This is a genomic window from Actinokineospora globicatena, from assembly GCF_024171945.1.
GTDB lineage: Bacteria > Actinomycetota > Actinomycetes > Mycobacteriales > Pseudonocardiaceae > Actinokineospora > Actinokineospora globicatena.
Genome location: NZ_JAMTCR010000003.1, coordinates 607,676 through 622,306, shown reverse-complemented (window position 1 = coordinate 622,306; position 14,631 = coordinate 607,676). Strand labels below are relative to the sequence as shown.

The window sequence follows — 14,631 nt, the reverse complement described above, 5'->3', positions numbered from 1 at the left end:
TCGCCCAGGGTGATGACGCCCACAGGAGTGACGGGACCGGTCGCGGTGGCCGGTGGTGGGAGTGCTGGGAGACCGGGTGCTGAGGGCGGAGGGTGTGCGCGGGGTCGGGACGCTGTGGGCCGGGCTGCTCGGACCGGTCGAGGCGCGCCGCGGCGGTGTCGCGCTCCCGCTGGGCTCGGCGGGCAGGCAGGCGGTGTTCGCCATCCTGGCCATGGGCGCGGGTCAGGTGGTCACCCGGACGCGGCTGGTCGACGGGCTGTGGGAGCGGCCACCGGCCAGCGCCGCACGGATCATCCAGACCTACATCGGTGACCTGCGGCGGGTCTTCGAACCCGATCGTGTCCGGTGGACGTCGGGGCACCTGCTGCGCACCACGGAGTCCGGGTACGTCCTGGACCTGACTGACGACGACGTCGACGTGCGCGTGCTCGACCGCCTCTGCGCGAGGGCCCGCACGGCGAGCGCCGACCTTGCCGTCGTGGACGAGGCTCTGGCCCTGTGGCGCGGTGAGCCGCTGTCGGGCGTACCCGGCCCGTTCGCCGAAGGGCAGCGGACCCGGCTCACCGAGACCAGGCTGGCCCTGGCGGAGCAGCGCGCACGGCTGCTCGTCGACGCGGACCGGGCTGGGGATGCGGCAGCGGAACTGACTGTGCTCACCACGCGGTACCCCGAGCGGGAAAGCCTGCGGTTGGTGCTGATGACCGCGTTAGCCGCCAGCGGGCGTCCGGCGCGGGCCATCGAGGTGTTCCACGAGGGCGGCCGAACCGGGGACGACCTGCGGGCACTGCATGAGCGGCTCCTCGTCGGCACCCAACCCGCCCGCGTCCACAGCGGGTACGTGGGCCGCACGGCTGAAGTGGCGGCGTTGCGAGCGGCGACGGCCAGGCCCGCTGGGCTGGTCTGGGTCGAAGGGGCCGCGGGCATGGGAAAGTCCGCGCTGCTGAGGGAGGTGCTCAAGGGCGCCTCTGTCGCTTGGTGCGCGGTATCGGAGAGCACGGGTGAGGTGGCCGAGGCGCCGCCCGCGGACCTCGTCGTGGTCGACGACGCGCAATGGGCTGGGGAGAACGCCATCCGTCGTTGCCTGAGGTGGCTGGCGGAGGGGGTTCCGCTGGTTGTGGCGACCCGGCCTCGGGCTGACCTGGCCGTACTGCGGGAGCATGCCACCAGGGTGATCACCTTGGGACCGCTCGCGGACGCTGACATCGCGACGATGAGCGAGGCCGTGGCGCGGGAATCCGGTGGCAGCCCCGGTTTCGCGGCCGCGCTCGTGGCAGCAGCTGGGAACGTAGAGCAGGTCGCGAAGGCCAAGATCGGGTCGCTGCCCGGGGCCTTGGTCGAGCGACTGCGGCGGGTGGCGCTGTTGGGCGTCGGTCCCACGCGCGCCGAGGTCCTGGCGACCGCGCCTGGTGTGGAGTGGCTCGCCGACGCTTTGGCCGCTGATGTGCTGCGCGCGTCGGGTGATCACGTGCGCTTCGCCCAGCGCTCGGTCCAGCGAGTCCTGGTGGAAGGCCTGCCGCGCGCCGTTCGGGTCGTGCTGCACCGCGAGCTGGCGAAGGATCTCGCTGCTGCCGCGGCACCCGCCGACCTGGTCGCCACCCACCTGCTCGACGGGGCCGCCCCCATGCACGGCTGGGCGTCGGACTGGTTGGCGGACAACGTCGACGCGCTCACCCCCGATCTCGCCGTACGGCTCCTGCGGCACGCCGTCGATCAAGACAGCCTGTCCGCCCCCGCCCGGACCGCGTTCACCGCCGCGCTCGTCGGACTACTCCTGGTGGGTGATCCACCACCGCCGAACTGACGCGGAAACCGAGTAGCTTGGTCTGGCCAACCAGCCACAGGTGAACCGGGGACGAATCGGTGGTGAACCTCGTGCCGCCCCCAGCCGTGAGGGGAGGGTGGATCAGGTGCGAGATGTCCCGACAGCGGCGGAACCGGTCCGGGTGCGCGTCCTCGGGCCGATGCGGGCCTGGCGCGGCGACACGGAGATCGCGCTCGGCCCGGCCAGACAACGCGCGGTGCTCGGCATGCTCGCCGCGAGGGCCGGGGTCGCTGTGCCTGCCGCCGACCTGGTCGACGGGGTGTGGGGCGAGCACCCACCGGCCAGCGCTCGCGGCAGCCTGCACACCTACGTGTCAGGTCTGCGCCGCGCTCTGGGTCCGGCGCGAACCCTGTTGGAGTCGACCACCGCCGGGTACCGGCTGCGCTTGGACCCGACCGCGGTGGACGCGACCGCCTTCGACCTGGCCCGGTCCGCTGCCGCCCGGCAAAGCGAGGACGGCGACTGGCGCGGGGCCCGACTGCGCCTCGACGACGCACTTACCCTCTGGCACGGTGACGCCTACGCCGGAGTCCCCGGACCGTCCGCTTCGCTGGAACGGCACCGGCTGACCGAGTCCCGGGCCCGCGCGCTGCACCTCCGGGTCCGCGCGGTCATGGAACTCGGCGCGCACGCCGAGGCCGTCGCCGAGCTGACCGAGCTGGTCGCCCGCGATCCCCGGCACGAGTGGCTGCGCGAGCACCTGATGCTCGCCCTGCACCGGGCGGGTAGGCGCACCGAGGCTTTGGCCGTCTACGACGAGGCCAGTCGGGTGCTCGCCGAGGAACTTGGCATCGAACCCGGGCCCGCACTGCGCGACCTGCGTGAGCGGATCGTCCTGCGAGACCCGACGCTGCACCACCCAGCCGACCGCGCGCCTGACCGGCTGGTGGTCCTGCCCGCGACGGTGACGCGGTCCGAACTCCTGGGGCGCTCCACCGAGGTGGCCACGCTGCGGGACTTGGTCGCCGAGGCGGCGGCCGGGCGCGGCAACACGGTGTGGGTGGAAGGCGAGCCAGGGCTGGGGAAGTCCGCCTTGCTGGCCGCAGCCTTGTCCGATGCCGCCGAGCGGGGGTGCCAGCTCGCCTGGGCCGCGCCCGCTGACCAGCACGCGCCGTTGCAGGTGATCATGCGGTGCCTCGCCGTGGACGGTGACTCCCCGGACCCGCGCCGCGCCGACCTCGCCGCCCAGCTCACCCGCGAGCCCGACCACCACGGTTGGGGGCCCGCCGACCCGACCCCGGCGGCGGTCGACCGGCTGCTCGACCTCGTCGACCGGATCTGTGCGGCGGCGCCCCTGGTGCTGGTGGTCGATGACCTGCACCGCGCTGACCCGGCCAGCGTGCTGGTCTGGCACCGACTCACCGCCGCGACCCGCCAGCTCCCACTGCTGCTCGTCGCCGCGACCCGACCCGCGCCGGGCAACGCCGAGGTCGGCCGGGCCAAGCGTGGCGTCCTGGGCAGGGGCGGACACGTGCTCACCCTGGGCCCGCTGCCGACGGTCGACGCGGAGTCGCTGCTCGGCGGGTTGGTCGGCGCGGGACTCGGACCCCGGCTGCGCACGATGGCCGAGCGCGCCGCGGGCAATCCGCTCTACCTGCGGGAAATGGCGCACGCGCTGACCCGAACCGGCGCGGTGGAGGTGACGAGCGGGGTCGCCGAGGTCGAGCCGAGCACCGTTGCGCTCGCTCCCCGGTCGTTGCTGTCGGCGGTGCACCAGACAGTGGAGTTGCTGTCCCCGGACACCCGCGCGGTGTTGCGGTCGGCCGCGGTGCTGGGGGCCGAGTTCGGCGTCGACGACCTGGCCGAGGTGGCTGGGCTGACGGCCGCTGACCTCGTTGGGCGGCTGTCCGAGGCGGTGGCGGCATCGGTCGTCGTGGAGGCGGGGGACCGGCTCGCGTTCCGGCATTCGCTGCTGCGGCAGGCGGTGTACGAGAGCATGTCTGTGGGGGAGCGGACCGGCGCGCACCGATCCGCCGCCGAGGCGTTGACCAGGGTCGGGGCTTCGGACGAGCGGGTCGCCGAGCAATTGGCGGCGGGACAGGTTCCGGCGGATCCATGGGTGACGGGCTGGCTCGTCGAACACCACGCCACCATCGCCAACCGCGCGCCGCTGGTCGCTGTCGCCGTGTTGGAGCAGGTTGTGAACACCGGCGCGGTCGCCCCGGAGTTGGACGCTGCCCTTGCCCGTGCCCAGTTCCGGCTCGGTCGGGACCCGTCCCGCGCCGCTACCGCTGCCCTGGTTGCCGGTCGTGACCCGGCGCAGGCCGCTGAGATGCGCCACTTGCTCGCTGCGGCCTGCCACCGGGCGGGGTCGAGCGCGGAGGCGATCACCCGGCTGGGCGCTGCGTTGGCGGTCGCGGACGTCCCGGAGCTGTGGCGGGTGCGGCACCAGTCGCTGCTGGCCAACTTCCGCCGCGGTGACCTCGCTGATCTCGCTGCCACAGAGCGATCGGCGCTGGCGGCCCACGACGAGGCGGTGGCGGCGTACCCGAGGGCGCACGCCGCGCAGACCCTCTGGCTGGTGCACTCCATCCGCCGCGACCACCAGCGGGCTCTGGCGTGGGTCGACCGGGCGATCGCCGAGGTGGGGGCGCACGCGGAACTGCGGTTCGACCTGCTGGACAACCGGATGTTCACCCTGCAGAACCTGGACCGGCTCGGCGAGGCCGAGGAGTCGTTGCGCACCGCGCGGTCCGTCGCCGCCCGACACAGCCTCCCCGCCGGGATGCAGGTGTCGGCCGCGGTACACCACTACTGGACGGGCCGCTGGGACGAGGCGCTCGCGGAACTCGAGACCGTCACCGAGGACGGCCCGGCGATCACGTTCTACGGGATGCGCGAACCTGGTTCCGCGGCGCTGCTCCTGCATGGCGTCGCTGCCCTTATCGCTGCTCGCCGTGACGATCAGTCCCAGGCCGCGGCTCACCTTGACGCTGCCAAGGCCCACCTCCCGAGCACTGACTCCGAACGGGAAAGCTGCGATTTCTACCTCGCTGCCACCGCGTTGGCTGCCGAACAACGCGGAGACCTCGCTGAGGCTCTGCGCTTGTTGGAACCGGTGCTGCGCCCCGACTACGCCCGGCTGATGCTGCGCCACCAATGGCTGCCCCACGTTGTCCGGCTTGCCATGGACGCGGGCGCCCCGACAATCGCCGAAGCCGCGATGCGGGTGTGCACCGAGGAAGCCGCCAACGAGGTCACGCCGGCTCGCGCCGCAGCGGCCCTTTCCCATTGCCAGACCCTCTACACCGGCGACCCGGGCCCAGCCTTGTCCGCCGCTACCCACTACCGCACCGTTGGCCGCCCGGTAGAACAGGCCGCCGCTCTCGCCGACGCCACGATCGCGTTGGCCCAGATCGGCTCTCCTTCGGCCAAGGCCACCCGCGCCGAAGCCACCGCCCTGTTCACCGCGACCTCATCCCACTGGGACCTCCACCGCCTGGACACCCGCATGCACGCCCTGGGTCACCCCAGGACCACCCCGCTTGCCACCGGTCCCCAAGCCCTGTCCCCGTTTGAACGGCACATCGCTGACCTCGTCGCCCACGGTATGTCCAATCCGGACATCGGCGCGGCCCTTTCGCTGCCCCGCCGCACGATCCAGTCCCACGTGGCCACGATCCTCACCAAGCTCGGCTCCACCTCCCGATCCGCCATCACCGCCCACCTGCCGCACTCCTGAACAGGCTCGACGATCGAAACAGGTGTCGAACCGCATCGCGGGACGCGTTCGCCCGCGGTCGCGTCACCTGTTGGCAGGTGTGCGAGCGGTGGGCGTCGCTGACAGACTGGCGTCGTTTCGCGTTGGTTGGTCACGCGGCGGGGTTGAGGGGGATGGAATGCGGTTTGTCGGTTTTGGTCGGGTGGGCGCGGTCGTGGCCGCGGTGTTGGTGATGGCGGGTGTGTTAGCCCCGGCAGCGGGTGCGACGCAGACCGATACCTGTTGGTCAGGCGGGAACGGACTCGTGGTTGGCGGCTATGTGGCCTATTTGTCCTGCAACGGCGGAAGTCTCACCTTCAGCGGTGTGGGCACCACCCTCGCCGACGCCGAGAGTGAGGTTCAAGCGACACGGGCGATGTACTTGGCAGGTCAGTACTGCACCAGCTCGACGAGTTCCGCCACGGTGGGTGGATATTCCGTCCGTCTGGCATGCAACAGCGGCAGCGCGGTGTTCACCGGCGTGGGCACCACGCTGACGGACGCGAGTCGTGAGGTCCGCGCGGTGCAGGCGATTCAGGCGACTGGTCAGCACTGCTCCAGCTCGACCAGTTCCGCCGTGGTTGGTGGTTACAGCGTCAGTCTGGCGTGCGATGGCGGCAGCGCGGTGTTCACCGGTGTGGGTACCACCCTCACCGAAGCCAGCGGCGAGGTTCGTGCGGTGCGAGCCATGTACGCCGCGGGCAAGTACTGCACCAGCTCCACCAGTTCGGCCGTCTCAGGTGGGTACGAGGTAAGCCTGGCGTGCAACGGCGGCAGCCTCCACTACCGAGGCCGAGGCGCCACCGTCACCCTCGCCAGCCGCGCCGCTCGCGCCGCCGTGGTGTGAAGCGCAGAAGCCTCACTGCCGGGCGATGGAGGCCATCCACGTAGCGGCCAAGTACTGCCGCAGCTCCCATCTGTTCGGATGATTCGCGCCGGTCGGGCCGCCGTGGGGGTGACGGGCGGCCCGACCGGGGCGAGTTCTATCGGCGGGTGATGGCGATGGCTCCGGCGCGGAGTGGGGATGGGGGTGCTTGGTAGTAGGTGCTTCCGTTGGGGCGGCGGATGATGATGGTGTAAGTGTCGGTTGTCTTGTCGGCGGCGTCGATGCGGCAGGTGAGGTCGCGTTCGGTGAGGCGGGGGATGGGGCGGCCCGCGGGGTCGAGCACGGTGACCTGGCACGCGGTGGTGAAGGTGACGGTGTCCGTGCCGAAGGTCAACGCGCCGCCCTGCCAGCCCGTCGACCGGACGAGGTGGTGGTTGCCGTTGGCGGCGCGGTACGCGTAGACGGACTGCCCGGCGGGTTTGCCGTTCTTGGCGCCGACGACGAAGCCGAAGGTGCCCGAGTCGGTCCAGCCGGCTCCGATAGCGGCGCGGTCGGTGCTGGGCGGGTAGATGCTCAGCACGACCGGGTCGGCCGGTGGGGCAGTGAGGTAGCCGTTGGTCGCCGGGATGGTGGTGACCACGGTCCAGTTGTCGGCGGGCAGATTCAGGGCGCACGTGGGCGTCCCGACGGGCGTCGTGCAGCGCAGGTCCGGTGTGGTCATCGCCGTGTTGGTGCTGCTGTAGAGCAGAAACTCGACCGTGGCGCGGTCGGTCCCGGCCGGTGCGGTGACGGTGCCGCGCAGGGTGACTTGCCCGGCGGGCGCGGACAGCGGACCGGAGTAGGCGACGGTGGCGGCTCGTTTGGTGACCGTGAGGGTCGCGGGCCGGAACTCCGCGAAGGTGTAGTTCGCGGCGGCCAGTGATCCGACGGTGCACGTGATCGCATAGGCACCAGCGGGCGGCTTCGGCGCGGCAGTACTCGTGCAGGCCGCGGCACCCGTGATGCCACCAGGGCCCCCGACGAACCCGGTGATGGTCGCGTCTAGAGCAGGGATCGGGTCACCGGCGACGATAGCCTTGCCGTTGGCCGTTACGACCAACGGTGCCCGCTCCACCACCGCGGTACCACTGCCTTCCGAGGCAGCGTAACCAGGTGCTCCACTGTAGACAGCAGTGACCGTGTGGCTCCCGGCACCGAGTCCGGGTACGCGGCAGGTAGCACCGGCCAGTGGGACTTCGCTGCAGACCACGGTGCCATCAACGGTGAAGGTCAGCGTCCCGCCAACGCCACCGCTAACAGCCGCAGACAGAGTCACCGCGTCGCCATAGCGGGCAGGCGTGGCGGAGACCGTTGTCGTCGTCGAGGCTCCGGTCCCCGGCTGCACAAGGATCGTGACCGTCGCGGGAGCGGACGTGTGCCCACCAGACGACGCGGTGAACGTGAAGCGGTCGACACCGGTGTAGCCGGGCGCGGGCCGGTAGCGAAGGTCCGCGCCGGTGCCAGTGAGGGTGCCGTTAGAGGGCTGGGTAGCCACACGGAACTCGAGCGCGCCGGTGGCGACAGTGCCACTCAAGCTAACCGACACCGGGATCCCGGTAGTGGTGACGACGACCTGGTCCGATGCCACCGGTGTGGGCGGCGCGGCCACGGTGATCGGCGGCAGGGCAGCCACAGTCCTCGCACCGCTGCTGGCAACCGCGATCGCCGTCGGCGTGAACACCCCGGTGGAGGTGTAGACGTGGGTCGGGTTGACGGCGGTACTGGTGGTACCGTCCCCGAAGTCCCACACCACGTCAGCGGTCGCGTTAGCGGTGAAGGCCACGGTCGCACCGGCGACGGTAGAGGTGGTGGACGAGATAGCGGACACGGTAGGCGCGGGCGGGACAGGCGCCCTCGCCTCGGCCAGCACTGTTAGAGGCTCGCCGCCGTCCGCGATGTCGGCGCCATAAGAGCGGATAGTCCACTGCCCGGGTTCGGCGTTGGTGACCACGTACCGCTCGCCGGTGGGTGACAAGTCGTGTGTCACGTCGGCGGCGACGGTAGAGCGGTCGATCACCCGCCCAGACGGTGACACCAGTGAGGTCTCCACGTCGCTCCCAGGCCAGGCGGTGCTCACGGTCAAGGTCGTGCCGGGCGCGGTGACCGCGGCGGTCCTGGTCTGGGTCTCGCCGAACTGGATGGCGCGGGGCGTGGCACCGGAGATGGTCTCGCGCATGGCGGCCGCCAAGGCCTCGTGCCCGGCGCGGCTGGGGTGGAAGCTGTACGGCACCTTGAACGGCCATGGCACGACGTCGTTGAGCATCGGGCCGGGGCGGCAGGCCTCGTGGCCGGTGAACGCGTCGTAGACCGGCACGTACCGGACGCGGGCCCGCAGGTCGCCGCGGACCTCGCTGATCGCCTGCTCGATGGTCGCGTTGAGGTGCGTGATCTCGCTGTTGATCCACAGCTGGTCAGCAGGCGAGACGCCGATCGCGGGCCAGTTCGGGCAGTGGTCGGCGGTCTCACCCGGTTTCGGCCGCGCGAAGAACCGCGGGTAGCCCATGACGTACACCTGCGCGTTGGGGGCGGCCTCGAGAACCTTGTCGTAGACCTTGACCAGCGTGGCCCGCAGGTTGCTCACCTCGTTGAGGAGTTTCGACCCGTTCTCGCGTTCGCACGGGTTGGGCACCTTGGTGAGCACGCCGTGCTTGACGCAGTAGCTGACGATGTCGCTGAACCCGACGTCGTTGCCGCCGATCGACATGGTCACCAGGGAGGTGTGCTTGTCGAGGTGGTCGATCTGCGGTCTCGCCTCCCCGCCCCTGGTCCCGGGCTTGGCGACGGTCATGTTCTCGATGACCGCGCCGCTGCACGCGTGGAAGCTCAGCGTGGGGCTGTCCCCGGCGAGCAGGTACGGGTACGCGTGGTGGGATCGGTGGCAGCTGTTCAGGTCGGTGTCGGTGTTGGTCCCATCCCGGTCGATGAACCACGGCCGGCCGCCGCGCGGGTCGTAGAGGTCGGACGGGGTGGGGACCGCGCCCTCACCGGAGGAGTAGCTGTCACCCAGGGCGACGTACTGCCCGCCGATGAGCACCGACCGGGCGGTCGGGTCGTGCTCGCCGTCGGTGGCGCTGAAGACGATCTCGGTCCGGTAGCCGCCTTGGTCGAGCACGCAGTCCAAGCCCGCCGTGCCTGCCACGGGTGCGCAGTGCACGTGATCAGCGGTCGCACCCGCGGCGGGCGCCCAGGTCAGCACCGGGATCTGGCCGTCGGAGTCGGTCGCGCGGACCTTGAGCTTGCGAGCGGCGCGGGAGACGTCCACGACGCTGTCGACCGCCTGGTCGTCGTCGTAGGTGACCTTGAGCTTGGGCGGTTGGCCGTAGGTCCCCTCGGCTCCGACGAGGTTGTGGCGCATCACCGGGATGCCGTTGACGGTGGCGCTGACGGCGTAGAACACCTGGTTGCCCGCAGGTAGCACTAGCGCCGCGCTGGTGCCGGTAGTGACAAGTTCGGGCTCGTCGGGGAACGGTGTCTGGTCGGATCTGGTGGCGAAGATCTGGTACTCGGTGGCACCCGGGATCGGTGACCACCGCAGCTTCGCGAGGAATCGCCCCTTGGTGTCGACCGCGAGGTCTCCGCGGTCGCCCCGCGCGTGCTGGACCAGCTTCGTGGGGATGGACCGGCCTGCGGCAGTACTACCGACAAAGCTGCGGGTGAAGTCGTGTTCGCCCTCGCGGTTGGGGATCACGAAGTAGGTCGCGGTGAGGCTCTGTCCGGGGTTGATGACGTCCGTGCCTTGCTTGAGCCGCTCGCGCGGCTGGTAGATGAACCCCTCGGCCCGCTCCGGTAGTGCTTCCACAGCAGGGTTATAGACCGGCACATCGGCGACGTTGTTGAGGGAGACACGCACCTCGAACGGGATCGTCTTGTCGGACTTCGCGTCCACGTCCACGGTCATCGTCAGCGCGCTAGAGCCCCACACATGCAACGGGCGGGCCGTCGCGGCGGTTACCTTCACGGTCTTACCCAGGGGTTCGAGACTGCCCGTGTAGGAGGCCGTGAGTGGGTAGTTGCCCTCAGCGTCGCCGCGCAGCACCCAGACAGCGGTAGCGCTACCGTGCGCGCTGATCGTGCCCATCGGCACGCTCTCGGTCTGCGATATGGCCATGGGCGCCAGTGACAGACCCGCGGGTAGCGGCAAGGTCGCGACGCCGTCAGCGAGGGTGAACGGCTCGTCGGCGAGGTTCATGACGGTCATGCGCACGGAGAAGAACTCCTTGAGCCAACTGGCGCGCGCGGGCATGACCAGCCAGGTCAACTGCGGCTTCTCCTCAACAGTGCTGGTGGACAGGCTTACCTCGTTGTCGCCGTCGCGCCAGGTAGCGCCGCGGCGGTCGCACGTCACCTGCGTGCCCGCGACCTTCGGGCACTGCGAGAACCCGCCGTCGCCCCCGTAGCCGGTGACAGTGACCTCGGGTCCGGGGTCCAGGGCGACATTGACGCTGAACGAGTATGTGTTGGCGTTGGCCGGGTCGTCGGGGTCGATACCGGCGGCGACGACCTCTTCGCGGGTCATCGGCTCTGACGTCAGGTTCGTCGCGGCCACCTCGCCCGGGGAGAGGGCGACGCGCGCGCTGCCCGCGTTGTCGGTGATGGTCGCGGTGGTCTTGTTCGGCAGGTAGCCGGTCCTACCCGCGTAGACGGTGTAGGTGCCGTCCGGTAGGCCGTGCAGGAATGCCATGCCCGCAGGGTCGGTGACGGCGGGGTAAGTGACGCCGTCTCGTTCCACGAGGACGTCAGCGCTACCGAGGAGGTGATCCTGGTTGTCGGTAACGGTGATGGCCAGGCCACTGGACGGCGGTCGTGGGATGACCTTGACGAACACCGTGTCTTGGCGGGTCTCTCCTGCGGCGGTGACGGTAAGAGCGGCGGTGTAGGTCCCAGCCGTGGGGTAGACGTGCGTGGTGGTGACTCCCGTGCCGGTGGCGCCGTCGCCGAAGTCCCAGCGGTAGGACTCGATGCCGGTGGTGGGTCTGGCGGCGGAGCCGTTGAACCGCACGGCTGTGCCCTCGTTGGCGACGACGTCGTCACCGGCGTTGGCCACGAGCGGCTCGGCCAGGCCGACGGTCACAGTTGCGGTGCGGGTGGCGCTGAGGCGGCCGTCGCTGACGGTGAGCCGGACCAGGTACGTGCCTGCGGTGGAGTAGGTGTGGCCGAGGGCGCCTCGGGGCAGGGCTCCGCTGGCTGGGGCGGTGCCGTCGCCGAAGTCGAGGGTGTAGGTGAGCGGATCCCCTTGCGGGTCCTCGCCAGTGGGTGTTGCCGTGACGAGCAGGGGTGCGACGCCTCTTGTGGTGTCGAGCGTGAGAGACGCGGTGGGGGCGGTGTTGGCCGCGCCGGTGGCGGTGATGTCCACGGTCTTAGAGGTAGAGGCGCCTGCGTCGTTGGTGACGGTGACCACCGCGCGGCGCACGCCCGGCGTGGCATAGGTGTGCGGGACCTGCGTGGTGGCGTAAGGGCTGGAGATGTCGCCGTGAGCGTCGGGAGTCCCGTCGCCGAAGCTGACGGTGTAGTGCACGGTTCCCGCGCGCGGCTCGGAGGTGTCTATGCGCAAGGTCGTGGCGAGCGGCGCGGGCCCGGAGGCGGGGTTAGCGCTGACGCTCAGCGGTAGCGCTACCGAGTCGATGGCGACAGCGATCTGTGGGGCGAACCACGCGTGGTACATGCCAAACGCGTCGGTCCAGGACACGGTGGTGTGCATGGTCGCCGGGCCCGGGGTGAGCGTGCCGGTGTGGAAGGTGGTGCGCCAGAGACCGTCCTCCGACGGGCCGTGGATCGCCGTCGCGCCGCCGGTGTCGAAGGTGATGTCGACGACGCCCACGGGGAATCCGCTGGTGGGCGCAAACACGGCGGAGGCCGCACCGGTGAGGGTGTCGCCTGCCTGCGGCGAGATCACCCTGCCGGGGATCCGGCTGTCGACACCGACCCGCACGTCGCCCTCGGTGTAGCGCCCGGTGCCACCGGTCGCCCGGACACGCACCGTGTACTCGCCGTCCGGTACCACTTGGCCGGTGTCGTTCTTGCCGTCCCAGGACACGGAGTCCAAAGTGCGGCAGCGCGGCGCGGGGACGGTGTCGACGGCGGGCAGGCTCCGCACCACCACGCCAGCCTGGTTGGTGACCGTGGCCGACACCGCGGCGGGCAGGCTCAAGCAGTGGCGGACGACGACAGTGTCTTCCTGCCCGTCGCCGTTGGGGCTGAAGTAGACGGGAGCCGACCGCAGTTCCACGACAGGCGTGTTGTCGACGGTCACCGGCGTCGGCGGCGTCTCCCAGTACCGCCACGTGCCGAACGGGTCCGTCCACTCGACATGCGCGACGAAGGTGTTCGCGCCGCTGGCACATGGGGCGGTGTCGACGGTTCCGGCGAACGCGGCAGGCGCCTCGACGCGGACGAGGTTGATGTCACCGCACTGCAACGACACGACGTCTGCGGTGAAGCCCGGAGTCGGGACGAACCGCCACGCCACCTCCCCTGCGACAGTGGACCCTGCCGCGGGCTCGGTCAGCGTGCCCGGGTTACGTGTGTCGACACCCACCTGCACCGTGTCGAAACCGGTGCGGCCCGCGGCATCGGTGGCCTGCACGCGCACCGTGTACACCCCGTCGGCCACGACCGCGCCAGCGTCGTTCTTGCCGTCCCACGTGACGGAAGGACCACCGTCACCGCAGCGCTGGTTGTCCACCTGTGTCGGCGCGATGGTGCGCACAACCGACGCGGACTCGTCGGTCACCACCAACCCGACCGCCGCGCTGCGACCGAGGCAGTAGGAGATCTCGGCGGTGTCGTCTTGGCCGTCGCCGTTGGGGCTGAAGTAGCGGTGCGCGGACTCCTCGATCCGCACCGACGGCGGAGCCGTGAACGTGACCGGCACGGCGGGGGAGACCCACCACTGGCTGGCGCCGAACGGATCCGTCCAGAAGACCTCGGCGTTGACCTCCCCGGACGCCGGGTCGCACTCGCGTGAGGAAGCGGTGCCGGTGAAGGTGACCAGGTCCAGGGTGCCCATCTGGCTGTCACCGCAGACCAGGTTCACCCGGCCGAGCGCGAACAGCGGTGTCGGCGCGAATGACCACTCGAGGTCGGCGGGCACCTCGGCGCCCGCCGCCGGGGAGGTCAACACCCCGGGCACTCGGCTGTCGACACCGACGTCGACGGCGTCGGTCGAGCTCTGACCGAGGGTGTCGGTGGCGGTCACGGTCACCCGGTAGACGCCATTGGGCGCCTGCTGGCCGAGGTCGGTGTGGCCGTCCCAGGTCAGGGAGTTGTTGAAGCTGAAGCAGGTTCCGCCGATGGCGGCCGCTGGGGCGATGGCGCGGACGACGGCGCCGGTGGAGTCGGTGACCGTCGCGGCCACCTGGGCGTCCTTGGTGAGGCAGTAGTAGACCTCGACGGTGTCGGCCTGCCCGTCGCCGTTGGGGCTGAAGTAGCGGCGGGACTCCGACCAGACAGTCACCTGCGGGGGGTTGTCGACCGAGATCGGCGTCGGCGGCGACACCCAGGTGTGGGTAGCGCCGAGCGGGTCGGTCCAGAACGCCGTCGCGGTCACCGAGTTCGCGCCCGGCGCGCACCGGGTCGTGTCAGCGGAGCCCCGGAACACGCCGCCCTGGGGTCCTGCGCCACCGAGTTGGACGGTGCCGCAGGCCAAGGACACGTAGGTCGAGTTGATGCCCGGGGTGGGCGTGAACCGCCACTCCAGCACCCCGCTGACGCTGTCACCCGGCGCAGGCGCCGTAATCGCCCCTGGCGTCCGCGACTCGACCCCGACCTGTGCTGCGGCGTCGGCTGTCTCACCGGACGCGCTGACCGCGTGGATGCGCACCGTGTAGATGCCGTCGGGCACAACGGTGCCAGCGTCGGATTTCCCGTCCCACGTCAGGGTCGTGGCGTACCCGCAGCCGGGGTCCGCTGGGCGTGACGCCGCGGTCTCCAGCATCCGCACCGGCGATCCCGCCGCGTCGACGACCGTGATGTCCACGTGCGCCGATCCGGACAAGCAGTACGGGATGGTCACGGCGTCGTCGTGCCCGTCGCCGTTGGGGGTGAAGTACTGGGACCCCAGTACTGGGTGCACTGTGAGGGTGAACGACGAGGCCGCGGCGGCGGCCCATACCGCGACTCCCAGCCACAGCAGGGCCAACAGCAGGCCCCGGGTGAGCAACCGTCTGTCTGAGAGGTCCATTGGCCGCACCCTTCCTCGACGCCGCGACCAGTGAACCGCGCACGCCCGAGTAGGCGGATGACATC

General features: G+C 70.8%; 4 protein-coding genes. 3 read left to right on the top strand and 1 reads right to left on the bottom strand.

Annotated elements, in window-relative coordinates:
- The first annotated feature begins 76 nt into the window (after nucleotides 1–76).
- From LV79_RS16190 to LV79_RS16180, 3 genes are all read left to right on the top strand, one after another.
- Nucleotides 77–1,801, top strand: coding sequence for a BTAD domain-containing putative transcriptional regulator (locus tag LV79_RS16190; protein WP_253837432.1), 1,725 nt, complete (start codon nucleotides 77–79; stop codon nucleotides 1,799–1,801).
- Between the two features lie 106 nt (nucleotides 1,802–1,907).
- Nucleotides 1,908–5,504 carry an ATP-binding protein gene (locus LV79_RS16185; RefSeq protein WP_425547593.1) on the top strand — a complete coding sequence of 1,199 codons (3,597 nt, stop codon included), beginning with the start codon at nucleotides 1,908–1,910 and terminating at the stop codon, nucleotides 5,502–5,504.
- 88 nt (nucleotides 5,505–5,592) lie between these two features.
- Entirely contained in the window at nucleotides 5,593–6,369 is a 777-nt protein-coding gene (locus LV79_RS16180) for a hypothetical protein (RefSeq protein ID WP_253837424.1), read from the top strand.
- Between the two features lie 136 nt (nucleotides 6,370–6,505).
- Here the strand turns inward: LV79_RS16180 and LV79_RS16175 are convergent, their stop codons facing one another.
- Entirely contained in the window at nucleotides 6,506–14,566 is an 8,061-nt protein-coding gene (locus tag LV79_RS16175; protein ID WP_253837422.1) for a PKD domain-containing protein, read from the bottom strand.
- Nucleotides 14,567–14,631: the final 65 nt, after the last annotated feature.